At 66.3% G+C, this 24,068-nt stretch carries 26 protein-coding genes; 16 read left to right on the forward strand and 10 right to left on the reverse strand.

All coding sequences use genetic code 11. The features are described from left to right. Nucleotides 1-29 precede the first annotated feature (29 nt). Genes JWS13_RS12180 through JWS13_RS12195 form a run of 4 tightly spaced genes read right to left on the reverse strand, consistent with a single transcriptional unit; the run spans nucleotide 30 to nucleotide 4,312 of the window. Nucleotides 30-935, reverse strand: a complete 906-nt coding sequence (locus JWS13_RS12180; protein WP_206011573.1) for an acetaldehyde dehydrogenase (acetylating) — start codon at nucleotides 933-935, stop codon at nucleotides 30-32. Nucleotides 936-942: 7 nt separating this feature from the next. Beyond that, nucleotides 943-1,728, reverse strand: a complete 786-nt coding sequence (locus JWS13_RS12185; protein ID WP_206005753.1) for a 2-keto-4-pentenoate hydratase — start codon at nucleotides 1,726-1,728, stop codon at nucleotides 943-945. After that, on the reverse strand, nucleotides 1,728-3,440 hold the full coding sequence (locus tag JWS13_RS12190; protein ID WP_206005754.1) for an FAD-binding protein: 1,713 nt from the start codon (nucleotides 3,438-3,440) through the stop codon (nucleotides 1,728-1,730). Before JWS13_RS12190 ends, JWS13_RS12185 begins: the two co-directional genes overlap by 1 nt. After that, nucleotides 3,437-4,312, reverse strand: coding sequence for an alpha/beta fold hydrolase (locus JWS13_RS12195; protein ID WP_206005755.1), 876 nt, complete (start codon nucleotides 4,310-4,312; stop codon nucleotides 3,437-3,439). Before JWS13_RS12195 ends, JWS13_RS12190 begins: the two co-directional genes overlap by 4 nt. A 196-nt stretch (nucleotides 4,313-4,508) precedes the next feature. Here JWS13_RS12195 and JWS13_RS12200 point away from each other — a divergent pair, with 196 nt between their 5' ends. Beyond that, a complete protein-coding gene (locus tag JWS13_RS12200; protein WP_206005756.1) occupies nucleotides 4,509-5,045 on the forward strand; it encodes a flavin reductase family protein in 537 nt (178 codons plus the stop codon). A gap of 33 nt (nucleotides 5,046-5,078) precedes the next feature. On the opposite strand, the gene JWS13_RS12205 is transcribed toward JWS13_RS12200, so the two are convergent. Beyond that, complete coding sequence (locus tag JWS13_RS12205) at nucleotides 5,079-5,972, reverse strand: IclR family transcriptional regulator (protein WP_087560217.1); 894 nt, start codon at nucleotides 5,970-5,972, stop codon at nucleotides 5,079-5,081. Between the two features lie 201 nt (nucleotides 5,973-6,173). Here JWS13_RS12205 and JWS13_RS12210 point away from each other — a divergent pair, with 201 nt between their 5' ends. Together JWS13_RS12210 and JWS13_RS12215 are read left to right on the forward strand one after the other, a co-directional pair. Further along, on the forward strand, nucleotides 6,174-7,070 hold the full coding sequence (locus JWS13_RS12210; protein ID WP_206005757.1) for an LLM class F420-dependent oxidoreductase: 897 nt from the start codon (nucleotides 6,174-6,176) through the stop codon (nucleotides 7,068-7,070). Beyond that, nucleotides 7,067-7,549, forward strand: a complete 483-nt coding sequence (locus JWS13_RS12215; protein WP_206005758.1) for a nuclear transport factor 2 family protein — start codon at nucleotides 7,067-7,069, stop codon at nucleotides 7,547-7,549. The genes JWS13_RS12210 and JWS13_RS12215 overlap by 4 nt, the downstream gene beginning before the upstream one ends. Before the next feature lie 71 nt (nucleotides 7,550-7,620). On the opposite strand, the gene JWS13_RS12220 is transcribed toward JWS13_RS12215, so the two are convergent. Further along, the gene (locus JWS13_RS12220; RefSeq protein ID WP_206005759.1) at nucleotides 7,621-9,084 is read right to left on the reverse strand and encodes an MFS transporter; all 1,464 of its coding nucleotides are present in this window, start codon (nucleotides 9,082-9,084) and stop codon (nucleotides 7,621-7,623) included. Nucleotides 9,085-9,331: 247 nt separating this feature from the next. Here JWS13_RS12220 and JWS13_RS12225 point away from each other — a divergent pair, with 247 nt between their 5' ends. From JWS13_RS12225 to JWS13_RS12245, 5 genes are all read left to right on the forward strand, one after another. Continuing rightward, nucleotides 9,332-10,267, forward strand: a complete 936-nt coding sequence (locus JWS13_RS12225; protein ID WP_206005760.1) for a 3-oxoacyl-ACP reductase — start codon at nucleotides 9,332-9,334, stop codon at nucleotides 10,265-10,267. 25 nt (nucleotides 10,268-10,292) lie between these two features. Next, nucleotides 10,293-11,036 carry an SDR family NAD(P)-dependent oxidoreductase gene (locus tag JWS13_RS12230; RefSeq protein WP_206005761.1) on the forward strand — a complete coding sequence of 248 codons (744 nt, stop codon included), beginning with the start codon at nucleotides 10,293-10,295 and terminating at the stop codon, nucleotides 11,034-11,036. A gap of 24 nt (nucleotides 11,037-11,060) precedes the next feature. Then, nucleotides 11,061-11,894, forward strand: coding sequence for a mycofactocin-coupled SDR family oxidoreductase (locus JWS13_RS12235; protein ID WP_206005762.1), 834 nt, complete (start codon nucleotides 11,061-11,063; stop codon nucleotides 11,892-11,894). A 91-nt stretch (nucleotides 11,895-11,985) separates the two neighbouring features. Further along, on the forward strand, nucleotides 11,986-12,525 hold the full coding sequence (locus JWS13_RS12240) for a MarR family winged helix-turn-helix transcriptional regulator (protein ID WP_206005763.1): 540 nt from the start codon (nucleotides 11,986-11,988) through the stop codon (nucleotides 12,523-12,525). 16 nt (nucleotides 12,526-12,541) lie between these two features. Further along, nucleotides 12,542-13,528 (forward strand): AraC-like ligand-binding domain-containing protein, encoded by a 987-nt coding sequence (locus JWS13_RS12245; RefSeq protein ID WP_206005764.1) that lies wholly within the window; start codon nucleotides 12,542-12,544, stop codon nucleotides 13,526-13,528. Here the strand turns inward: JWS13_RS12245 and JWS13_RS12250 are convergent. Together JWS13_RS12250 and JWS13_RS12255 are read right to left on the reverse strand one after the other, a co-directional pair. Beyond that, nucleotides 13,500-14,102 (reverse strand): metallophosphoesterase, encoded by a 603-nt coding sequence (locus JWS13_RS12250; RefSeq protein ID WP_206005765.1) that lies wholly within the window; start codon nucleotides 14,100-14,102, stop codon nucleotides 13,500-13,502. The genes JWS13_RS12245 and JWS13_RS12250 overlap by 29 nt on opposite strands. Beyond that, nucleotides 14,099-14,533, reverse strand: coding sequence for a hypothetical protein (locus JWS13_RS12255; RefSeq protein ID WP_124389507.1), 435 nt, complete (start codon nucleotides 14,531-14,533; stop codon nucleotides 14,099-14,101). The genes JWS13_RS12250 and JWS13_RS12255 overlap by 4 nt, the downstream gene beginning before the upstream one ends. Nucleotides 14,534-14,704: 171 nt before the next feature. On the opposite strand from JWS13_RS12255, the gene JWS13_RS12260 reads away from it, so the two are divergent. The 3 genes from JWS13_RS12260 to JWS13_RS12270 all read left to right on the forward strand — a co-directional run bounded on the left by JWS13_RS12260 (nucleotide 14,705) and on the right by JWS13_RS12270 (nucleotide 16,468). Then, entirely contained in the window at nucleotides 14,705-15,148 is a 444-nt protein-coding gene (locus JWS13_RS12260) for a hypothetical protein (protein ID WP_206005766.1), read from the forward strand. A 154-nt stretch (nucleotides 15,149-15,302) separates the two neighbouring features. Beyond that, on the forward strand, nucleotides 15,303-15,674 hold the full coding sequence (locus tag JWS13_RS12265) for a hypothetical protein (RefSeq protein ID WP_087560264.1): 372 nt from the start codon (nucleotides 15,303-15,305) through the stop codon (nucleotides 15,672-15,674). A 17-nt stretch (nucleotides 15,675-15,691) separates the two neighbouring features. Further along, entirely contained in the window at nucleotides 15,692-16,468 is a 777-nt protein-coding gene (locus JWS13_RS12270; RefSeq protein WP_206005767.1) for a class I SAM-dependent methyltransferase, read from the forward strand. A gap of 86 nt (nucleotides 16,469-16,554) precedes the next feature. On the opposite strand, the gene JWS13_RS45980 is transcribed toward JWS13_RS12270, so the two are convergent. Next, on the reverse strand, nucleotides 16,555-16,737 hold the full coding sequence (locus tag JWS13_RS45980; RefSeq protein WP_206005768.1) for a pentapeptide repeat-containing protein: 183 nt from the start codon (nucleotides 16,735-16,737) through the stop codon (nucleotides 16,555-16,557). Nucleotides 16,738-16,940: 203 nt separating this feature from the next. After that, the gene (locus JWS13_RS12280) at nucleotides 16,941-17,576 is read right to left on the reverse strand and encodes an acyl-CoA-like ligand-binding transcription factor (RefSeq protein WP_206005769.1); all 636 of its coding nucleotides are present in this window, start codon (nucleotides 17,574-17,576) and stop codon (nucleotides 16,941-16,943) included. A gap of 880 nt (nucleotides 17,577-18,456) precedes the next feature. Here JWS13_RS12280 and JWS13_RS12285 point away from each other — a divergent pair. The 5 genes from JWS13_RS12285 (at nucleotide 18,457) to JWS13_RS12305 (ending at nucleotide 23,906) form a co-directional block, all read left to right on the forward strand. After that, on the forward strand, nucleotides 18,457-19,509 hold the full coding sequence (locus tag JWS13_RS12285) for a 3,4-dihydroxy-2-butanone-4-phosphate synthase (protein WP_206005770.1): 1,053 nt from the start codon (nucleotides 18,457-18,459) through the stop codon (nucleotides 19,507-19,509). Between the two features lie 120 nt (nucleotides 19,510-19,629). After that, on the forward strand, nucleotides 19,630-20,796 hold the full coding sequence (locus JWS13_RS12290) for an LLM class flavin-dependent oxidoreductase (RefSeq protein ID WP_206005771.1): 1,167 nt from the start codon (nucleotides 19,630-19,632) through the stop codon (nucleotides 20,794-20,796). A 372-nt stretch (nucleotides 20,797-21,168) separates the two neighbouring features. Then, entirely contained in the window at nucleotides 21,169-21,699 is a 531-nt protein-coding gene (locus tag JWS13_RS12295) for a flavin reductase family protein (protein WP_206005772.1), read from the forward strand. Nucleotides 21,700-21,778: 79 nt separating this feature from the next. Continuing rightward, nucleotides 21,779-22,864 (forward strand): zinc-binding dehydrogenase, encoded by a 1,086-nt coding sequence (locus tag JWS13_RS12300; protein WP_206005773.1) that lies wholly within the window; start codon nucleotides 21,779-21,781, stop codon nucleotides 22,862-22,864. Nucleotides 22,865-23,144: 280 nt separating this feature from the next. Further along, nucleotides 23,145-23,906 carry a DUF2889 domain-containing protein gene (locus JWS13_RS12305; RefSeq protein ID WP_206005774.1) on the forward strand — a complete coding sequence of 254 codons (762 nt, stop codon included), beginning with the start codon at nucleotides 23,145-23,147 and terminating at the stop codon, nucleotides 23,904-23,906. The last annotated feature ends 162 nt before the right edge of the window (nucleotides 23,907-24,068 follow it).

Consider the following 24,068-nt stretch of genomic DNA (forward strand, 5'->3'; position numbering starts at 1 on the left):
TCCTTCGAAGAGTGGAGGGGCGGACGCGCTCAGACGCCGGCGCCGAGGATCTGCGTCGCGAAGCTCTCGCCGACCTTGGTGGCGGCGGCGGTCATGATGTCGAGGTTGCCGGAGTACGGCGGCAGGAAGTCGCCGGCGCCCTCGACCTCGAGGAAGATGCCGACGCGGGCGAGTCCTCCGCTGATCGGCGTCGGGTCGTCGAATTGCGGTTCGGCGCGCAGGCGGTAGCCGGGTACGTACGCCTGCACCGACGCCGCGACGTCGTGGATGGACGCGGTGATGGCGCCGCGGTCGGCGTCGGCGGGAATGGAGCAGAACACGGTGTCCTTCATGAACATCGGCGGTTCGGCCGGGTTCAGGATGATGATCGCCTTGCCCTTCTTCGCCCCGCCGATCGTCTCGATGCCGCGGCTCGTGGTGATCGTGAACTCGTCGATGTTCGCGCGGGTGCCGGGCCCCGCGGACGGCGAGGCCACGCTGGCGACGATCTCGGCGTACGCCACCTCGGTGATCCGGGAGACGGCGTGGACCATGGGGATGGTCGCCTGGCCGCCGCAGGTGATGAGGTTGACGTTCGGTGCGGTGCGGTGCTCGCCCATGTTGACGGCGGGCACGACCGCCGGTCCGAGCGCGGCGGGGGTGAGGTCGACGGCCTGGATGCCGAGTTCCCGGTAGCGGGGGGCGTTCACCCGGTGCACGTAGGCGGACGTGGCCTCGAACACGATGTCGGGGCGCTCGTCCTGGGCGAGCAGCCAGTCGACGCCCTCGGCGCTGGCGATCACACCCCGGTCCGCGGCGCGCTTCAGTCCCTCGCTGTCGGGGTCGACGCCGATCATCCAGCGGGGCTCGATGATCTCGGAGCGGAGGAGTTTGTACATCAGGTCGGTGCCGATGTTGCCGGATCCGACGATCGCGGCGAGAGCCTTGGTCACAATTATCGCCTTACTTGAATTCTACTGATACGGAACCGATGTCACTGAAGTCGGCGCGGAACACGTCGCCGGGGCGGGCGTCGATCGCGCGGGTGCACGACCCGGGCAGGATCACGTGCCCGGCCTCGAGCCGCACCCCGAAGCTCGCGACCTTCCGCGCCAGCCAGGCCACGGCCTTCGTGGGGTTGCCGAGCACCGCCGACGCCTCGCCCCGCGCGATCTCCTTCTCGCTCTGGAAGAGCACCGCGGAGATTGCGCCGATGTCGACCTGCGCCGGTTCCACGCGTCCGGCGCCGAGGATCACGCCGGCCGACGACGCGTTGTCGGCGATCGTGTCGGCGAGCCCGATCTTCCAGTCCGTGATGCGGGAGTCGATCAATTCGATACTGGGAACGATGTATTCGGTGGCCGCGAGCACATCCGCCTCGGTGCACCCCTCCCCCGGCAGTGTCTCGCCGAGGACGTAGCCGATCTCCACCTCGATGCGCGGGTAGCAGAACTGCGCGGTGTCGATCGGCGTCCCCTCGGCGTACACCATGCTCGACAGCAGGTGTCCGTAGTCGGGCTCGTCGACGCCCATCATCTTCTGCATGACCTCGGACGACAGCCCGACCTTGTGGCCGTATACCGTCTCCCCCGCCGCCAGCCGCTCCCGGATGTTCAGCAGCGCGATCTCGTAGGCGTCGACGACGTCGATGCCCGGGAACACGGTGGTGAGCGGGTCGACGGGCGCACGGTCGCGTTCGGCGTTCCGCAGGAGGTGGGCGGCGGACAGTCGCTGCGCGTCGCTCAGCATCAGGCCACCTCCCCCGCACGTGAGTGCTGTCGTGTGTTCCGGGACTCTTTGCCACTCACCTGGGCGGCGTGCTGCGCGGCGATGTAGCCGAACACCATGGCGGGACCGATGGTCGCGCCGGCACCGGCGTATTCGTTGCCCATCACCGACGCCGACGTGTTGCCGGTGGCGTACAGGCCGTCGATGACGGAACCGTCCTCGCGGAGCACCCGGGCGTCGGCGTCGGTGACGAGTCCACCCTTCGTGCCCAGGTCGCCGGCCTCGCAGCGGATCGCGTAGAACGGCCCCTGCGTGATCTCGTCGAGGCACGGGTTCGTCATCGTCGGGTCGCCGTAGTACCGGTCGTAGGCGCTGTCACCACGGCCGAAGTCCTCGTCCGTACCGGTGCGGGCGAAACCGTTGAACCGGTCGACGGTCGCGACGAGGGTGTCCGCTTTGACCCCGATCTTCTCCGCCAGGTCGCGCAGCGTGTCGGCCTTGTGCACGACGCCGGAGTCGTAGAACCCCTGCGGGAACGGCACACCCGGCAGCACCTGCGCGAACGGGTACCGCGACTTCGCCTTGTTGTCCATCACGAACCACGCCGGGACGTGTCCGCCGTCGAGTTGGTCGTGGACGAAGTTCACGTACGGCGACGACTCGTTGGTGAAGCGTTCACCGCGGCCGTTCACGATGACCGACGGTGGAATGCACCGCTCCGACACGAGCGGGATCACGGCGCCCATCGGGTGCAGCACCGACGGCATCCACCAGGCGTCGTCCATGAGGCCGACCGCCGCGCCGAGCTTCTGACCGGCGGCGATGCCGTCGCCGGTGTTCTCCCGCGCGCCGGCGCTGACGTCCGGAACGCCGTGCCTGGGCAGGTACTTGGCTCGCATGTCCTGGTTGTGGTCGAACCCACCGGTGGCGAGCAGCACGCCGCGGCGGGCGCCGATCCGGACCGTCTGTCCGTCGCGCTCGGCGAGAACCCCCACGACCGCTCCGGTGCCGTCGACGATCAGTTCCGTCATCGACGTCTTCAGCCACAGCGGCACCCCGGCGTCCTTGAGGACCATCCGCATCCGCGCCACCAGTGCGCGTCCACCGGTCGCCATGTGGCGTCGACGGACCACGTTGGACGCCACCCGCCACGCCGCCACCAGCGACGCCTTGCGGCCCTTCCAGGTGCGCTTGACCATGGCGAGGTCGTGGTAGTCCTTGGACGTGACCCACAGGCCCAGCGGACCTTTCATGCTGTTGGGACGCTGGAACTGCTCGTCCTCCTTCAGCGCCCGGGTGTCGAAGGGCATGCATTCGATGGTGCGTCCGAGCGGCCGTCCGCCCTCGTATTCCGGGTGGTAGTCGGAGTAGCCCTTCACCCAGTACAGCTTCATGTGCGGGCTGCGGTCGAGGAGTTCCATCAGCTCGGGACCCTTGTCGACGAACGCGTCGAGGCGGTCGGCGGCGACGGTGCCCTCGGTGATGATGTCGAGGTAGCGGCGGATCGACTCGCGGGAGTCGACGACGCCCTTCGCGCGCAGCGTCGGGGCGTTGGGTATCCAGATGCCGCCGCCGGAGATGGCGGTGGATCCGCCGAACGTCGCGCCCTTGTCGATGACGAGGGTGTCGATCCCGCGGTGGGCCGCGGTGATCGCCGCGGCCATGCCGCCGCCACCGCTGCCGACGACGAGGAAATCGACTGTGGTGTCGAAGTTTTCTGCGGTGCCGCTCATCGTCCGCTGCCGTCCTTGCGGAGGAGGAAGGCGAGGACGGCACTCTCGAACGCCGTCTTCTGCTCGATCATCGCCCAGTGCCCGCAGTTCGGGAACACGTGCAGTTCCGCCCGCGGGATCGACCGCATCGGGATGATCGCCATGTCCAGCGGGCTGACCCGGTCGTCGCGACCCCACGTGAGCAGCGTCGGCGCCGTCACCTTGTGCAGTTGGGCCCAGTACGGGGTCGCGTCGGACTCGAGTGCCGCCTTGGCGCCGGCCTCGAACGCGGCCTTGCTGTACATCTTGCGGGCGCTGGCGAGGGTCTCGGGGTCGGTGGCCTGCGTCCAGCGTTCCTCGATCAGTTCCTCGGTGACCATGGCGGGGTCGAACACCATCGAGTGCAGCCACGCGATCAGTCGTTCCCGGGTCGGGTCGTCCGTGAATTCCATCAGGAGGTTGATGCCCTCGCCGGGACCGGGGCTGAAGAGGTTCCTGCCGATGCCGCCGATGGTGATCAACTTGGCGACCCGCTCGGGGTGTGCGATGGCGAACTGGGTGCCGACGATGCCGCCCATCGAGTTTCCGAGCACCGCCACCTCGTCGAGTCCGAGCCCGTCGAGGAAGCGGAGCACCGCGTCGCCCGCGGTGAGCATCGGGTGACCGCCGAAGTCGTCGCTGACCCCGAATCCCGGGAACTCCAGGATGAAGGTGCGGAAGTGCTCGGCGAAGACGCCGAGGTTGCCGCGGAAGTTGCGCCACCCCGTCACGCCGGGGCCGGAGCCGTGCAGCAGCAGAAGCGGCGGGCCGTCGCCGGCCTCGTGGTAGCGAAGCACGCCGAGGTCGGTCTTCAGCTCCTTCAGGGTGCCCTCGTAACTCGAGTCAGTCGTCATGGTCGATCACGTTGCCAGCGTGTTCCCGGCTCGGACAGGAGCGATCCCGGTCAGCGAGACACCGCCCCGCCCGGGCACGGTCGGGGCGGGGACTTCCACTGACCGAGACGGCATCTCGTGACACCTCGGGGGCGCCCCTAGCCTCGGGGTCGATCGCCGAAACGGTCGGCGACGCAGAGCAATCGGAGGCGGTCTGATGGCAACCGAACCGGCCGGAAGCAAAACCGCGGCACACCCGGACGCACCGTCACCGGACGAGATGCGCCGGGCCCTCGGACAATTCGCCAGCGGCGTGACGGTCGTGACGGGGCTCGACGCGGAGGGCCCGGTGGGCTTCACGTGCCAGTCGTTCGCGTCGGTGTCGCTGGAGCCGCCGCTGATCCTGTTCTGCGCCGATCACCGCGGGCGGGCGTGGCCGCGCATCCGGCGGTCGGGGCGGTTCACGATCAACGTGCTGCGCGAGGACCAGACGGACCTCTGTGCCCGGTTCGGTTCGAGCCGGGGTGCCAAGTTCGACGGGCTCGCGTGGGAGCCGTCGCGGTGGTCGACGCCGTCGCTGCCCGGGGTCCTCGTCCGCGTGCACGCGGACGTGCAGTCGGTGCACACCGCCGGCGATCACGACGTCGTGATCGGACGCGTCCGGGAACTCGAATCGGTCTGCGAGGAGCGCCCGATGGTGTTCTTCCGGGGCGGTTTCGGTCTCGGTGCCGCTCCGCTGCCCGTGCGCGCGTAACGAGTCCAGGGACTCGTCAACCACTCACAGGAACTAGAGCCACTGACCCGACTGCACCGCGAGGAGCTGGTCGAGGGTCTCGGTCGACCACGAGCTGTCGGGGATCTCCGGGGTCCGGCGGCCGCGACGGGGCGTTCCCAGTTCGGGGTGCAGCGTCCGGGTGACCTCCCGGGCGGCGTCGACGACGAGCGGGGCGACGCGCTCGAGTTGGACGGTGCGCGCGTCTCCGCACAGCGAGATGCCGGCCACCGGCCCGTCGGCACTGCGGACCGCGACTCCGACGCACCCGATTCCGCGCACCGCCTCCCCGCGCTCGAAGGCGAGTCCGCGGCGCTGCCGGATCCGGTTGAGCTCCTGATGCAGCGTGGACAGTTCGGTGATCGTGCGGTCCGTGCTCCGGGTGAGCCGCGGCCCGTACATGCCGTCCACCTGCTCCGGGTCGACCCACGCGAGCATCGCCTTGCCGCCCGCCGTCGTGTAGGCGGGCACGCGCCCGCCCACGCGGGACGGCAGGCTCGCGGCCATCCGCCCGCCGACCTTGTCCAGGTACACGCTCTCCGCGCCGTCCAGCACGGCCAGGTGCACCACCATCCCGGTCTGCATGTGCAGCTCGTGCAGCAGCGGGGCCGCCGCGGCCCGGACCTGGCTGTGCCCGTTGTCGCCGCCGCCGAGCCCCATCGCCCGCCGCCCGAGGCAGTAGCCGAAGCTGGCGTGGTCGACCCAGTCGAGACGGACCAGCTGGTCGAGGATGCGGTGCACGGTGGACCGCGGCAGCCGGGTGCGGCACGCCACCTCTTCGAGCGTCAGGCGCGACGTCCGGCCGTCGAACGCGTCGAGGATCAGCGTCATCCGTTCCACCATCGACGGCGGCAGATCCTTCTTCGCAGCGGGTACCGACAGTGCATCATCCGAATCGACGACAGTCATCGACGCCTCCAAATATCCTGGTCACACGCATGCGCCCGACAAAAACTGAAATGAATTCTTAAAATAATAACAGCCGCGCCCGCCGCGGGGAAGGAATCGGACAACCGCCGCGTCCGGTCACCGGGAATGCCCGCGCACCCCACGGGGCGCCTCCACTACAACGGTGACGACAGACGACCCCGAGAGCGGAGTTACGAACTGATGCACATAGGAATCGCGCCGCCCATCGTCATCGCGCACCCCGCCGTCCGCGCGAACTGGGAACGCAGCGCCGGCATCGCGGAGTTGACCGCGATCGCCCGGACCGCCGACCGCCTCGGCTACCACCACCTCACCTGCAGCGAGCACGTCGCCGTCCCCACCGACGTCGCCGTGGACCGCGGCGGCACCTACTGGGACCCGCTCGCGACCCTCGGCTTCCTCGCCGCCCACACGACGGCCATCCGCCTCGCCACGCAGGTTCTCGTGCTCGGCTATCACCACCCCCTCGAGATCGCCAAGCGCTACGGCACGCTCGACGTCGTCAGCGGCGGCCGGCTCGTACTGGGGCTGGGCGTGGGCAGCCTGCGCGAGGAATTCGACCTGCTCGGCGCGCGTTTCGACGACCGGGGCGCCCGCGCCGACGACGCCCTCGCCGCGCTGCGTGCGTCCCTCTCGCAATCCCGGCCCGAGTACCACGGCCCGTTCTACGACTTCGACGGCGTCGTCGTCGAACCGCACGCCGTCCAGCCGCGAGTCCCGCTGTGGATCGGGGGACGGACACTGCGGTCCCTGCGCCGCGCGACGACGCTCGGCGACGGCTGGGTGCCGTTCGGTCTGCCGCTCGACGAGTTGTGCGCGCTCCTCGCCCGGGTCGACGTCCCCGCGAATTTCGAGGTGGTCCTCAGCGCAGGCGCACCGCTCGATCCGATCGGCTCCCCCGACGCCGTGGCGCGCTCCCTCGAAAAACGTCGCGAGGCCGGCACCACCGTCGTCAGCGCCACCCTCGCGTCCACCAGCGCAGCCCACTACTGCGAGCAACTGGAGGCCCTCCGGCAGCTGGGCGACACCCTCGGCCTCTCCTTCCGCACCACGACCGAAGACAGGATCCGCCCATGACCGGCACCGAAGAACTCGTCCGCACTCTCGCCGAACGCGTCACCACGCTCGAGGACAAGCTCGCCATCCTCGAACTGATGACCGCCTACGGCCCCGCCATCGACAGCGGCTCGGCCGACGCCGTCGCGCGTCTGTGGACCGAGGACGGCGTGTACGACGTCGACACCGGGGTGATGCGCGGGCATGCGGCCATCACGGCGATGGTGCAGTCGCAGGCACATCAGGGCTGGATCGGCGGAGGCTGCGCGCACATGCTCGAGCCCGGGCACGTACGCGTCGACGGCGACACCGCGGTGGCGACGTGCAAGTCGCAGTTGATCATTCACGACGACGCCGGGTTCCGGGTCCACCGGATCACCGCAAACCGGTGGGAGCTCGCCAAGATCGACGGCGAATGGAAGGTGACCCGCCGGATCAATCGCCTCCTCGACGGTCGCGAGGAGGCGCGCACCCTGCTGGCCGCGGGGGTACGCGACTGAGCACGGCTTCGGCTGCACCGAAACGAGGCCCGCAGGTGCTGCGGGCCTCGTCCTCGTGCGGGGGGCGACGGTCAGGCGACCATCTCCGACTTGGGTGCGGCCGCGGCGGCCGGGCGCTCGATCTTGTTGCGGGTGAGGAGAAGTCCCATCACCGCGGCCAGCAGACCGGAGACCGCCAGCGCGAAGAATGCGTAGACGAATCCCTTCTCCGAGTACTGCGCGGCGCGGCCCACCAGCACGACGCCGGGGATCGCGACGATGGCGATCATCATCTGGCTGCCGATCGCACTGCCCAGCGAGCCCGACAGGTTCAGCATCCCGCCGGCGATCCCCTGCGTCTGCGCGGGCACGGTGCGCATGATGAGGTTCGGCAACGTCGCCGTCGCGGAGCCGAGCCCGAGGCCGATCACCAACTGCCCGAACATCATCTGTGCGGTCGAATCGTGCAGGGTGGCGAGCAGGACCGACCCGAGCGACAGCGCGGCGCCGCCGAACACCAGAACCGGCGCGGGGCCGATGCGCCGGGTGAAGTACCCGCCGACGGGACCGGCGATCATCGACACGATGCCGGTGGGGACGGTGTAGACGGCCACGGCGAGGGCGGTGACACCGAATCCGTAGCCGAGACCGAGGCCGGGATCGGTCATCACGAACATCGGGATGAGCATCGAATGGCTCACGAGGACGAACTGGACGAAACCGCTGGCCGCCAGGGTTTTCGCGACGGGGCCGTGCCGGAGCATCTGCAGGTCGATGAGCGGTTCCTTCGGCGTGCGTTCGTAGACCAGCCAGGCGGCGAGAATGGCAAGACCGCCGCCCACGCACAGAATTGTCTGCGGATCCGTGTATCCCCAGGTCGCGGCCTTGCCGATGCCGAACAGCAGCACGAAGGCGCCGAGTCCGAGGATGACCGCACCGAGCACGTCGAGCTTCGACCGGGTACGCAGGGTGGTCTCCGGCACGAAGACCGCGACCGCGATGCCGACGACCGCCACGTGGACAAGTTGCGCCCAGAACACGCCGGTGTAGCCGAAGTGATCGATGAGATAGCCGCCGATGATCGGGCCGAGGATGGTGCTGGCGCCCATGCCCGTGGCGACGAATCCCACCGCCACGGGAATGATCGACGGCGGCAGGATGTCGCGGATCAGCCCGTAGGCGAGCACGAGGATCGCCATGCCCGCACCCTGGAGGCCGCGGCCCACGAGGAACAGCTCGAATGTGGGGGCCAGCGCACCGAGGAGCGATCCGGCGCCGAATACCGCGGCCGACACGAGCATCATCCGCTTCTTGCCGTAGATGTCGCCGAGTTTGCCGACGAGCGGAGTCGAGGCGGCGAGCACGAGCGTGACGATCGTGATCACCCAGCCGACGTTCGCGGTGCCGAAGTGTTTCGCGATCTCCGGCAGCGCCGGGGTGACGAAGTTGTAGGCGAGCGGGATGACCTCGACCAGCAGGATGATCAGGGCCAGGAGGGCGAACGACTTCCCGCGTGAGAGCGGTGCGCGCTCCGCCTCACCTGGGGACAGGGGCATGTTATGCATATGTGGCTCCGGGGGATTCGAGTGGATCAGCACGCCCAACCTGGCACGGCGCCCAGTGACGCCGACCACAATTCCCACTCACCGGGACCTGCCCGCAGCCGGTGCCCGGCGACGCGAATCGGCGCGAATAGTAGAAAACATTCCTTCACGTTATTGCGCCAAGATAGTGACTGATCAGTAGTTCATGCGATACAACTAGAATGAAATCTAATTTTCTCTTCGCGGATCAGGAGTTCCCATGACGGAATCACTCAGCCTCACCGGACGCACCGCCGTCGTCACCGGCGCAGGCGCAGGCCTCGGCCGGGCCGAAGCCCTCGCACTCGCGGCCGCCGGAGCCGCGGTCGTCGTCAACGACATGGGCGACGGTGCACACGAGGTCGCCTCGGAGATCACGGCGGCCGGCGGCCGGGCCGTCGCCGTCACCGGTGACGTCTCCGACTGGGCGCTGGGCGCACGCCTCGTCGACGAGGCCGTCCGCGCGTTCGGATCGATGGACATCCTCGTCAACAACGCCGGAATCCTGCGCGACAAGATGATTTTCAACCTCACCGAATCCGACTGGGACGACGTCATCCGCGTCCACCTCAAGGGCCACGCCGCCACGTCCCGCGCCGCGGCCGTGCACTGGCGCGAGGCGAGCAAGGCCGCCGGCGGTCCGGTGTACGGGCGGGTCGTCAACACGTCGTCGGAGGCGTTCCTGTTCGGATCGGCGGGACAGCCCAACTACTCGGCCGCGAAGGCCGGAATCACCGCACTCACACTGTCGACGGCGCAGGGCCTGTCCCGCTACGGGGTCCGGGCCAACGCGATCTGCCCGCGCGCCAGGACGGCCATGACCGCCGGCGCATTCGGCGCGAACCCGGGCGACGCGGACCTCGACCCGCTGTCCCCCGAACGGGTCGCCACCCTCGTCCACTACCTGGCCTCCCCCGCCGCCGACGAGATCACCGGGCAGGTGTTCGTCGTCTACGGCAAGATGGTCGCGCTCATGGAGGCACCGAAGGTCGAGAACCGCTTCGACGCAGCGGGTTCCGCATTCTCACCCGAGGAGCTCGACGGCCTCCTCACACCGTACTTCGCCGGTCGCGGACCGTACGAGAACTACGCGGCGTTCAGCGTCGCCGAACTGGAGAAGGCCGCGCTCGCGACCGGCGACCTCGCCGGTGCCTGAACCGCGATCACAGAAGGAGCGCACGATGAGGCTGCAGGGTAAGACGGCGATCGTGACCGGCGGCGCCGGCGGCATCGGACGGGCCGTCACGACGGTGTTCGTCCGCGAGGGCGCGAACGTCTTATTCGTCGACATCGACGACAAACACGGCCGGGAACTCGAGCTGGAACTCGGACCGGCCGCCCGTTTCCTGAACGCCGACATTTCCCGGCGCGAGTCCGCCGAGCAGATCCGGGACGCCGCCGTCGCAGCGTTCGGATCGGTGGACGTGCTGGTCAACAACGCCCACGCGTCGCGTCAGGCGTCGCTGATCGACCACACCCAGGAGATGTTCGACCTCTCGTTCCAGACCGGGTTCTATCCGGTGGTGCACCTGATGCAGGCCTGTTACGAGCAGTTGAAGGCGGCGAAGGGTTCGGTGATCAACTTCGCGTCCGGGTCCGGACTCGACGGGATGCCCACCCAGACGTCCTACGCCGCCGCGAAGGAAGCGATTCGCGGGGTGAGCCGGGTGGCGGCCAACGAATGGGCGGCCGATCAGATCCGGGTCAACGTGATCTGCCCGTTCGCCGCGACCGAGGGCGTCCTCGCCTGGCAGGAACAGTTCCCCGACCGCGCCGCCGCGTCCGTCGCGAAGGTTCCACTGCAGCGCATCGGCGACCCCGAGACCGACATCGCGCCCGTCGCCGTGTTCCTCGCGTCCGACGATTCCCGATACATGACCGGCCAGACACTGATGGCGGACGGCGGCAGCATCAAGCTGCGCTGATCCGCCCGGACAGGAGAGAAGACGATGAACGACTTCCAGGGGCGAGTCGCCCTGATCACCGGCGGCGCCCGCGGCCAGGGGCGCAGCCACGCCGTCGCGCTGGCGGAACGCGGGGCAGACATCGTGCTGTGCGACCGCTGCGAGGACAGCGCGGCGGTGAACTATCCCCTGGCCACCGCCGCCGACCTCGACGAGACCGCCGAACTGGTGCGCGCCGCCGGCCGCCGGTGCCTCACCGCCAAGGCGGACACCGCCGACCGGGCCGCGATGGACGCACTCGTCGCGGAGGCGGAGTCCGAGTTCGGGCGGATCGACATCGCGGTCGCGAATGCCGGCGTCTCCGTGGCCGCCCCGGTGCAGTCGCTCACGCAGGAACAGTGGTCGGAGGCGATCGGGTCCAACCTCACCGGCGTCTTCAACACGGTAGGGGCGGTGGCACCCGGCATGATCCGGCGGGGATACGGCCGGATCGTCACCATCTCATCGATGCTGGGCCGCGCCGGAAGCACCAACATGGCGGCGTACGCGGCGTCGAAGTGGGGCGTCATCGGGCTCACCAAGAGCGCCGCACTCGATCTCGCCCCGCACGGCATCACCGTGAATGCGATTGCGCCGGGCAATATCTCGACACCGATGATCCACAACGACGCCCTCTACCGGATGATGCGTCCCGATCTGGAGGCACCCGCCGCGGAGGATGTGGAACCGGTGTTCCGCAGCCTGCACGCCCAGCCCGTGCCGTGGCTGGACGCCGCCGAGATCACCCGCGTCGTGCTGTTCCTCGGCGCCGAGGGCAGCGCGCACATCAGCGGCATCGTCCTGCCCGTCGACGCCGGTACTGCCGCCCGCGGCCTGTGAGTGCTTGTTAACCGCCCGACGTTAGTAAGTACTCACGGGTGCAGGTTGATCAAGGCTTTGACCATGTCCGTTTCGGCGCTACTCTGAACCCATGCCCGAGGAAACGACCGACCAGAGCACTTTGGACTTCCTGTCCTTCATGGACTTCGCGGTGGGCAAGACCGTGGACGAGTTGCCCGAGGTCGATCCGGTGTCGATGCGGCTGGTTCTCGCTCTGCACCGGGTGACGAGCGCCCTCGTCTACGACCTCGAGGCGACGGTCCACCGGCCGAGCGGGTGGAGTTGGCCGGGGTTCCGGGTGCTGTTCGTGTTGTGGCTCGCCGGACCGTGCGAGGCCAAGCGGGTGGCGTCGCTGTCGGGGATGAGCAGGTCTGCGGTGTCGGCCCTGGTGAACACGCTCGAGCGCGACGGGCTCGTGACTCGGCGACCGTCCGCCGGCGACCGGCGGGCCGTCGATCTCGAACTGACGGACGCCGGGCGCGAGGCCATCGTCAGCACGTACACGGCGCACAACAAGCGCGAGCAGACGTGGACCGAGACGCTGACACCGTCGGAACGGGTCGTCCTGATCGGGTTGCTGGAGAAGATGGCGTCGGGCACCGCCGCCCGCGAAGCCGTCAAACGCAGCTAGCCGTGTCGAGCAGGTGATGGCCGTGAGCAGTCTCATCCGTCCCGGGGAACAGCGTCTTGTGTCGTTCGACGAGTTCCGCGAGTCGGTGAGCGACGCGTTCGTCCCCCTCGAGATGACGTCGGCGGACCACGACGACTTCCGCGGCGTGGTGCGCGGCGCGACGGTCGGGGCGGTCCGGATCAGTGAGGTCACGGCCGCCCCGCACGTCATTCGGCGCACGCCGCGGACGATCCGCGCCGCCAACCCGGACTACTTCAAGCTCGGACTGCAGGTGGGCGGCTGCTGCGTCCTCGCCCAGGACGGTCGGGAAGCTGCGCTCACCCCGGGCGACTTCGCGATCTACGACACGACCCGTCCGTATCAGCTGTCGTTCGACGACCGGTTCCGGATGCTGGTCGTGATGTTCCCCCGGAACCTCCTGCGCGTTCCGCCCGACGGCATCGCGCAGCTCACCGCGCGCCGGGTGTCGGGCAGGCAGGGGCTCGGCGCCGTCGTCACGCCCCTGTTGCGCGGGCTCGGCGAGCAGATCGCCGACGCCTCCCCCACCGTCGCGCTGCATCTCGGCGATGCCGTCCTCGACCTCGTCGCGGCGGCGTTCGCGGAGCAACTCCACCTCGCCGACGGGCTGATTCCGCGGTCGCGCGGGGACGAACTGCAGGCCCGGGTCACCGCGTTCATCGACGAGCGGCTCGCCGACCGGGAACTGGATCTGCAGTCGATCGCGACCGCCCATCACATCTCGGTGCGACACCTGCAGAAGATGTTCGAGGCCGAGGGCGACACGGTCAGCGGATGGATTCGGCGCCGCCGCCTCGAGCAGTGCCGTCGGGATCTCGCCGACCCCCGGTACCGCGAACTGCCCGTCTCGGCCATCGGTGCCCGCTGGGGTTTCGCCGACGCCGCCCACTTCTCCCGGCTGTTCAAGGCCACGCACGGATCGGCACCGCGCACCTATCGCGCCGAAGCCACACCGCTCACCGAGACGGCGAGTCGGATTCGATGATCTCCGCGATCTCGTCGACGTGGACGGGTCTGCGCCAGCTGTCCCAGCCGACGTGGATCTGCCGCGGATGAACGGCGGGGTCCAGCACGGCGGATTGGTGAGTGTGCCCGTGCAGCAACCAGTCTCCCCCGTCCTGCAGGCGGTACTTCACGCCCCGGTCCTCATCGGTGTGGTCGCCGGTGTACGGGAAGTGGGACAGCAGCACCGTGCGGCCGGCGACCTTCCGTCGCGCGAACAGCTGCACCGACGCGAATGTGTCCAGGAAGACCCGCTGCCTGAGGTGGCTGTTGCGGTTCGCCATCGGGTGGCACGAGTCGTGATTGCCGGGGATCAGATGCAGTTCGACGTTCCGTGTCCGCGCGAACTCGTCCAGCGCGCGGAGCGCCCAGTCCTCGGCGGCCTTACCTCCGACGGTGATGTCGCCGAGTATCCACAGTTGATCCCCGCTCCCGACGGCGGCGCCCATCGCGTCGAGAATGGATTCGTCGTGCGCGTCGATCTCCGCGTCGAAGCCCCGGATCTCCACCAGTCGGGCGTGCCGAAGGTGTAGGTCGGACGTGAACCAGACGCTCATTCCAGGAACCGCGACCGCAGCTCCGCGAAGAACGCTGCCGACAAACGTGTGAAGTCGTCGGCGCTCACCCGGATCCGGTCGCCGATCTCGAGCTTCAGAACGGACTTGGCGGGAACGTACGCGAGGACGTTGATGCCGCGCAGGACGCCGCCGTTGTTCATCAACGAGTCGGCAATGATCTCGACTTCGTTGAGCGGGTTCGCGTCCTTGCCCGTCACCGCCCGCACCCGGTGGACGAAGTAGCGGTCCAGCGCGAGGATCATGTTGCCGAAGAACAGGGGCTCGAAGTCCTCCAGTGCGGCGAAGACCTTCTTGCCCGTGACCTCGCCCGCGATCGCTCCCGTCAGCGACGTGTACGCGGCGAGTTGCTCCGCGACGGACGCCTCGGCGTGGTCGATCTCGTCCTGCGTGTAGTTCTTCCGTCCGAGCACTTCGCCGTCTCCTTCTATCACCGGGTGCCGGATCGACACGCTGAGAACTCCCAGACCAGCAGTGTTCCACCTTTCGCGTCCCAGCGGATCGGGGTTGGAGGTGCGATACTCCCGGGTGGCTCCTGGCTCGTATTCAAAACCGGCAACCGAGCAGTCCGGAAGGATGCACCGATGAAGGTCACGATCGCACGAACCGTAGGAATTGCCGCCGCAGTCACCGGCGTGGGTCTACTCGCCGCACCCACGGCATCCGCGGCACCCGAAGACCTCTCCGTAAATATCGCCGTCGAGGGCAACGCGATAGTCATGGACGTCGCGTACGACGTCCCTGGCGCCGTGGTGTGTGTGCTGAACACCCTCCCCGGCGACGGAACCGTTCCCGCCGCCATCGCCGGGCCTACCGTGGTGATGGGGGGCGACGACGGCGAACTGCGGGCCACCGTCGAGCCCGGCGAGTACACGGTGCAATGGTCCTGCTCGAGCATTCCGTCTTTCGAGCAGTGGGGCACCGCTCCGCCGCTGACCAACGGCACAGAGGACCCCACCACCGTCACCGTCACCGACACGTCCGGGCCGGGCGGCGGAGGCTCGTCGGGCAGCCCGTTCGGGAGCTGACGGCCCCGCATACGTGAGTGGCAAAGCGTGTTCGAGCACTCTTTCGCACTCACGTATGCGGGATCGTCGAACTTCCTGGGGCGGGGGCGTAACGAAACCGGTGCGAGTGGGGATTGACAGTACGGAATCCCGCAACGGACAGGAACCCTCCGCCATGGCTACCGTCACGCACATCGATATCGCTCGCGCCCGCCGCTCCCGTCGGGTTCTCTTCATCGGAAACCCCACCCGGTACAAAGAGGTGTCGCACTGGGCGATGGTCAAGCAGTGGATGGTCGTCCACGGACTCGAGCCTGTCCGGAAGCTGGACGGCCCCGCGCTCTGCGCGATTGTCACCGAGGACGTCCTCGACGGAGTGGGCTCGCCCCAGGACGCGCAGGCGATTCAAAATGCCCGTGAACAGGGCATTACGGTTATCAGCGTGCACGACAGCACCCAGATCTGGCAGGCCACGGCCCGCGTCCGCGCGTCCATCGCGCGATCCGGGGGCGGCGCGCACTCGAGCCCGCACCACCAGGGAGCCTGAGAAAACCGCAGGCCGTCGTGGTCGACTGGGACGGTGAAGGCTACGCCGACGTCGGCGCATTGCAGCGTGCCGTCGCGGAGCAGTCGATCGCCGATCTCGACCTCGCCGGCACTGAACGGGTGCTGGACGTGGGGTGCGGCGATGGGTTCGTCACGCTCCGGATCGCCGAGCGACTCCCCGGCGGTGCGGTGGTCGGAGTGGACGCCTCCCCGCGGATGATCGCGAAGGCAGAATCGAGGGCGGTGCCGGACGGGGCCCGCGCCGAGTTCCGCAGCGCGGACGCTCGCGACCTTCCGTTCGACGGCGAGTTCGACGTCGCGGTGTCGTTCAACGCGCTGCACTGGGTTCCCGACCTGCAGGTGGCGTTGGCCGCGATCGCCCGCAGCGTGGTGGGCGGTGGCCGGGTGATCGTCCAGATGGTGTGCGCCGGTCGACGGACCAGCGTCGAAGACGTGATGATGACCATCTCGGCGCGCCCACGCTGGGCGGAGTTCTTCACCGACTTCACGGCGCCGTACATCCACGTCGAGCCCGCGACATTCCGCGGACTCGCGAAGACAGCAGGACTCGACACCACCGACCTCGTCGTGCGGGACGTCGAATGGGACTTCGGTTCCCGGGAAGAATTCGTGCGGTGGTGCACCGTCGGATCCACCGACTGGACCTCACACCTCGACGACGCCGCCGTCCCCGCGTTCATGGACGACGTCGCACGCGAGTACGAGCAGATCTCCCGACGCCCAGGGTTGTTTCTGTTCACCCAGATGCGTGCCGAACTCGTCCGGGCGTCCTGACAGCCACGCGTCGGCTGTGGTGGGACCGTAGCTTCCTCGGTCAGGGACGGAGCCCCCGCGCCTACTCGAACCTTTTGTGAGGACTCTCAGCCTGTGCTCTTCGAATTGATCTCGGCGAGGCCCGTTCCACCGAGTTGGGCGCCGGTCAAGTCGGCGCCACTCAGGTCTGCACCGCTAAGGTCCGCTTCGGTCAGATTCGCGTCGCGCAGATCCGCGCCACGAAGATCTGCATATTCGAATCCGCCCCGCGCGCGTAGATTCCCGTGCACTTCGAATTACGAGAATCGCTCGACTCAGCCGCCCGTTCTCGAGATCTGGCGTTCGATGACGCGCACTTCTCACCGCCAGGCAGCGCGGTGAACGACCACCTAAAGCCGGGTGTCAACTATGGTGTTGAATGCGCAAATGCGGGGCGACTCCGTCCGAGCCCTCGATTTCCTGCGGTCCAGTAGTAGACCCAACAAGGGGTCGCCTACCCCACTTGTGCCGGGCGGGCTTGCTCGAGATCAATGCAGGCCTGCAGAGGCTGGCTGATCAGTGCAAACGTCGCATCGAGCCGCGCCAGTGTTTGTGTGGACGACTCGCCAGTTGCCGAACTCTCCCGGAAGCCGGCGAGATACGCCGCTTGCAAAGCGCCGCCGACAGCAGAGGGCACGACGTCGATTGCACGCAAGCCTGTTCTCGCGGCTACATAGCGACTGATTGCCTCCCCCCATGCTTGCCAGTGGGCAGCTTCGCCGTCTTTCAACTCCGGAGTGGTGTCGAGTAGCTCGAACCGCCTCATCCAGGTGCCCTCGTCATCAGCTACCCCGCCGGTGGCTTCCATCACGGCCTGACGGATCGCTGCCATTACCGGAAGTTGGAGGTCCGCCGAGTTCAGGGCATCCTCCGTGGCGCGGATGTACTCGTCGAAGACCCACCAGACCAGTTCGGACTTGGACCCGTAATAGCGAAAATAGGTCGTCTTGCTGATGCCGCAGGCGACTGCGATCGCCTCGATGCTGGTACTCGAATAGCCGTCCCGCAGGAACAACTCGATTGCACGCTGCTCAATCTCGAGTCGTGAACTTCGACGAGGACGCCCTCGTGCATTGCCGCGGTTCGTCATGGTGAATCGAGCATACCGACCCGCGTCCAGGAATCAGTTGAGAGCTGGGTCACCAAATCTTTTCGGAACCTGGTACCGTTATTACTGTTCATACGACCATCAGCGCGCCGTGGGTAGGTCACCCAGGCGCCCGACGAAAGGAGTCGAACGCGCCAACGAAGTGGGAGAATGTTTCTCGCAGGGCCACACGGACCACGCTCGCGGGCGACCGAAAGCATGGGGGGCGCCCAGCGGGCAGTCGATGGTCGATGCTTCACAAGCGGACGTTCACTACGTCGCGGATACGGAAGCGCGAACCGGGACGCCAACGCGCTGCGGCAACGATCAGGCCGCTCCTTCGAATCGACTCGCACCCCCTTCGTACTAGGCCCAAGAGCTGAACATGCTGCGGTCCTTGCAATTTCGCTCGGCGCGATCCACGTTCGACATTGAACATGTCAACAACGCTGCGCTGCAGCCACCTTCGACCTTCGTCCTCGACAACTATCCACCCTTCGAGATGTGCTCGAATCGGGTCCACCTGAATACATCGAGCCCCTGACACTCGGTCGATACTCGGATTCCGCTTCGCCCGAACGGAATACCTCTTGCCCGACGGCGTTGCAAGCCGCTCGTTCTCGCCCACAAACAACGGCGGTGCGGGCAGTGTTTAGGCAATCCGCTTGCTCACCAATGACTCTCGTGCCACCTCGTGTCACTACGGGGCGCGCCGGTCACCGCCCTTTCATGCCTCACGCAGCGCCCGAACAGTATCGACCATCAACGGGCAGAAGCTAATACCGACAAAGTCACGCCAATGTCTACGTTGATGTTGACACGTCGCAGAATCTTTGCGACGCTCATCACAGTGCACACGCCATCGCAAGAATCGAGGCCAAAGATGGACTCTCCGACCACCCGTGTTCGGCGGGCAACGTCCGAGCTATACGCGGGACGGCCAGTGGTCCTCACGGGCGCGAACCCCACCGACGACGCACACCTTCTGATTGCGGCCGAGAAGTCGACCGTGGAATCCGTCTCGTTCCTGGTGCGATACGGTTCAGGCCTCGTATGCGCAGCGCTGACCGGCAGCGGGTGTGACCGCCTCGAACTCGCCCCCATGGTCGGCGCCGACAAGACGGACGCAGATACCGAATACACGGTGAGCATCGACGCCGTCGCACCCGGTACCGGCATTTCTGCAGCCGACAGGGCACACACCCTGCGGTTACTGGCCGACAGCTCCAGAGCTGCCAACGCATTCACCAGACCAGGACATGTCCTTCCTGCCCGAACAGCCTCCGGGGGTGTGCTCGCCCGCCGAGGCCCGGCAGAAGCGGCTGTTGACCTGGCAGCTGCGGCAGGACTTCATCGAGCCGGCGCATTCACCGCACTCGTCTCCGAGGACGATCCCACCTTGATCGCCGACACTGCCGAAGCCGAGCGTTTCGCCGACGCGCACGATGTCGCAATTGTCTCGATCGAGGAGCTCGTCGAATACCGGCGCACGACGGAACTACACTTGCAAACTCAGTTCGCGGTCATACGGAATTCTGAGTACGGACACGTTCACTGTGTCGGCTATCGCAGCGATGTTTCCGATGTCGAGTATGTGGCGTACTCAATAGATTCCTCGCCTCCTACCGCCAATCCCCTGGTGTGTTTCGAGCGAGAGGTTGATCCTGCACCACACTTGTCGACAGGAGTCGCCACAGCAGCACTGGATGCAGTCGCCGAAAATGGCTACGGCACAGTGATTGTAGCGAGACGCAACGACGGACGTGCGAGCACAGCAGACATCTGCGCCGATCTGGCCGAGATCGTGCGCGACTGTGGCTACCGCTCCCCCTTCCTGCACAACTTTCCCACACCACAGCCACCCTGTCGTCGGGCCGAGTCGGCGAAACACATTTTCAGACGGCATGGCCTCCACCAGCGTTGTCACCGAGGCTGACGCTCGCTCAATAGAAGAGGTCCATATTTGCCTTTGGAGGCGCCGCACCAGACAGCACGGACCTTTCGATCCCACCCTGCAAATGCTCACACATGATGGCGAAATACTAGGAGAACAAACATGGAATGCGGAATCTTTCACACCCCCTACATGCGCCCGGGACGCAAGGACAAAGAAACCTTCGATTACTCACTGTTGCTTGCGGCTGCAGCCGACAAGTTCGGCTACCGCGACTTCATGGTCGGGGAGCACGGCATGCAGGCGTGGGAGAACATTCCCAATCCTGAGCTTCTGATCGTCGCTGCTGCGCAGATCACCAAGCGGATGCGTTTCGCCCCTATGGCGCACATCGTGCCGCTACACAACCCGTCAACCCTCGCCGTACAGGTCGGCTACACCTCGCAGCTGCTCGAAGACCGCTACTTCCTCGGCGTCGGTGCCGGCTCGTGGGAGAATGAGGCCGTCCTTCGGGGCCAGCCAGGCGACCTGTCCGAAGCCCATCCGCGACTGATGGAAGGGCTCGAGGTGATGGACAAGGTCTGGCGTCAGGAGCCGTTCGACTTCGAAGGCAAGTACTACAAGGCATCGCGGCTCGACGCCCAGATCGACCCGGGTAGCGTCGCATCGCACGGCTCGTTCAAAACCAGGGAAGGCGAGGAGTACCACCTGACCGCCGACCATTCCCCTCATGGTGGCGCAGACGGCCTCGAGATCGCAGTGACCGGTCTGAGTAAGAACTCACCGTCACATCGACTCGCCGGCGAACGCGGCTGGACCCCAATTTCCTTCTATGGCGGGTCGGAGCTGCTCAGGTCTCAGTGGAAGACGTACTCGGATGCGTGCCAATCCGTCGGTGCCACGGCGCAGGGATCCAAATTCAAGATCGCACGCGACGTGTTCGTCGCCAGAACAGACGAAGAGGCGAAAGAAAAGGCAAAGAACGGAGCGATCGGGTATGCCTGGAAGAAGTATTTGATGCCGGTGTACCAGAAGTACCGGATTCTGCAGGGATTCATCGACGACGCCGATCACAAGGTCGATATCGATGATGTCGACTTGGACTACCTCGCAGACCACGTCTGGCTCTGCGGAAGCCCCGAAACGGTTATCGCCAAGATCGAGAAGACTTTCGACCTGGCAGGTTTCAGATACGGCCAGATTGCCGTCAACACCCACGACGCCCTGGACGACCCCGCACCCTGGGTGGAGTCCCTCCGCCTTTTCGCGACGGAAGTTGTTCCGCACATCCCCGTCGAGGGAGCTCACGAAACCGTGGCCGTCAGCTGACGACTGCTCGGCCCGCCCTACCCGCGCGATCGACTGCGAGAACGGGCCTCGAGGGAAGGGCGGCCTCGGGCGCAAGACGGAATCCATGATCGCACAACTCGGGAAATCGCGACCGCCGGTTTCCCGAGTTGTGTATATGTCTGCGCTGCAACGAGCACCGTGGTGATCACAGCCGGACCCCATCAACTCCATCTACATGAGTGTGGATTCTATCAACAATGGGGTTGACACAAGCCTGACGGTTCCGGCAAGCTGCAGAGAGGCGACGCATATCACACCCCGGTGGGTCGACGGCAAAGTTGCATCCACATCCTCACAGTCACCGCGTGCGGACGCAGCGTTGACGATCAAAGGACGATTGGAAAGCACGCAATGAACTCGAAGGCTTCGTCGGTCTTGGACGACGACCGCGTGATCGATCCTCGACAGTTCCGCGACATCCTCGGTCACTTCCCTACAGGAGTGGTTGCGGTGACAGCAGCAGACATCGAGGGGCGCCCCGTCGGTATGGCAGTGGGATCGTTCACCTCGGTTTCGCTGGATCCGCCTCTGGTGGGCTTTCTTCCGGGCAAGTCGTCGTCCACATTTCCGAAAATTCGTGCCGCCAAGCGGTTCTGTGCGAACGTACTGAGAGCGGACCAACAGCATGTGTGCCGCAACCTGTCCCGCAAGAGCGACGACAAGTTCACCGACGTCGACTGGACTCCGACACCATCGGGAATGCCCCGAATTCTGGGCTCCCTGGCGTGGATCGACTGCGAGATAACCGACGTGCACGACGCGGGGGATCACCACATCGTCGTCGGCCGCGTGCACCACCTCGAACTCGACACTCCCGAGTCACCACTCATCTTCTTCCAGGGCCGATACGGCGGCTTCGCCACTGCTGAACCGCACGATTGAGGTCGTATCTTGTCGACGATCACGGTGACGTTGCGCTGCGCCGCCTCTGAATCATTATCCGCGAGAAAGCGAGCCCATCATGTCCACCGCCCGAGCGGCTGTCCTCGTCGGCCCCAATAATATCGAGACCTGGGAGGTCAATGTTCCCGAGCCCGCACCGACAGGGGTGCTGGTCCGTGTTGTGGTCGGCGGAGTGTGCGGCAGCGACGCCCACATCGTTACCGGTGATGCCGGCGTGATGCCGTTCCCGATCGTCCTCGGCCATGAGGGCGTCGGCAGGATCGAGAAGCTCGGCGTCGACATCACCACGGATTACGCCGGAGTACCGGTTGAAGCGGGTGATGTGGTGTACTGGGCGCCGATCGCTCTGTGCCACAGATGTTATTCGTGCACAATTCTCGACAACACTCCGTGCGAGAATTCTCGGTTCTTCGAGAAGGCAGACCTACCCAACTGGGGCAGTTACGCAGACTTCGCCTGGCTGCCGCCCGGGATGGCCTTCTTTCGTGTACCCAATCATGTCGAACCGGAGGCCCTGGCCGCTTTAGGTTGCGCATTGCCGACAGCGCTGCGCGGGTTCGAGCAGGCAGGTGGGTTGCGGTACAACCAATCCGTGGTCATTCAGGGCGCAGGCCCGGTGGGGCTGTCGGCGGTGTTGGTCGCATCATTGTCCGGGGCCGGCGAGATCATCGTGATCGACGGAAACGAGAAGCGCCTGGAGACTGCACGAGGCCTCGGCGCGACAGCGACAGTTTCTCTCACGGAGTCGTCCGCCGAGCAACGCATCGAAGACATCTATGCCCTGACCGGGCCGTCCGGGCCGGATGTAGTCGTCGAGGCGGCGGGAATCCTCGATGCCTTCCCCGAAGGTATCGACCTCGTCGGGCAGCACGGCCGCTACATCGTCCTCGGGCTGTGGGGTGCGATGGGAACGATCCCCGTGTCGCCTCGACTGCTCACCACAAAGAATGTCCAGATCAATGGGGCAACATTCCCGAAACCCAAGCACTATTACAGCACCGTGCAGCTGGTCGCACGGTGTCAGGACACCGTGCCGTTGTCGAGCCTGGTCACCCACCGATTCTCCATCGACGACGCAGGCGCGGCGTTGGACGCGATCCGCACCGGAACGGTCATCAAGGCAGTCATCGACCCATCCCTCTGACGCTACGGTCGACACCCACCGAGCAGTCGATCGATCGACTCCGTCCGACGCCTTACCCCACCGAGGAGTAAATATGCTGCCCACCGGAATTGCTACTGAGGGGCACCCGCGGGCAGCGCTGCCACCGCGAGCCGAGGGCTCGATTCGGCGCACAACGAGCATCGACGTCCTCCATGTTCAAGACCCGCCCGATCACGTTCAGTTCACGTGCAGGGGACGCGATCTCCTCACTGGTCGAGACGGTCATGAAATGATTTCCGAAGCGTCGTTCACCATCACGATGTCGAAGCGTGACGGGATCGTCGTATCCGTAGTGGTGCCGCACTCGTCGCCGGAGGTCCATCGACTCGTGGGAACAGGTCTGCGTCGAGGATTCCGGAAAGCAGTTGCCGAATCCGCTGTAGCACAACCCGGCTCGATCACCGCTCAGCTGCTCGACGACCTTCCGGTCGCCCTGATCGTGTCCGGCTATTCCACTACAGTCACGGACGCCCAGGTTCGCGAGCAACCCAACCTCGACCGCATCGGCGTATGCATGGGATGGCGCCGAGGCGGGACCGTCGATCTCGAGCTTGCTCGGTCTGGGACGATCCCGATTCCACACGGACCTGTCGTACCTGCGCTCGAGGACCAGGACGCAGCAGCATCGCATCAGGTTCCGTCGTTGGACCACCACGCAGTTCGCCGGGTACGACGAACCGATGTCATCAGAGACATCCGAGGATGGAGGGTCGACGCGTCGTTCCGCGACAGCCACACCGACGGAACCGGGACAGAGACTGTGATTCACGAATACGACTTACGGGCGATAGTCGATTCCGCCACAGACGAAATAATCGAAGCGATCGCCACGCCGAGGGTCTTGCCTTATCTCGAGTGTCCTGCGGCGGCCGCGGCCGTGCAGAACATTATCGGTATACCAGCATCCGATGCCCGGCGGACGATACCGTCGTTGATTTCGGGGACGGCGTCGTGCACTCATCTCAACGACTTGCTGCGGACCCTCGCCGACGTGCCCGCTCTGGGTAGACACTTGTCGTGATCGGTTCGCCCGCGACCCGGTCACATCGACGCGTGCCACCAATCGCAGCTCCTTGCCACAAAACACTGGGGAGAACCGAGGCATCAACAGCACGCCGTGGCCGAACTGACCGGTCGGTCTCCAACACGCTTTCTTCGAGATGACTATCGCGACCCCCGAGAG

This window comes from Rhodococcus pseudokoreensis, assembly GCF_017068395.1.
GTDB classification, from domain to species: domain Bacteria; phylum Actinomycetota; class Actinomycetes; order Mycobacteriales; family Mycobacteriaceae; genus Rhodococcus_F; species Rhodococcus_F pseudokoreensis.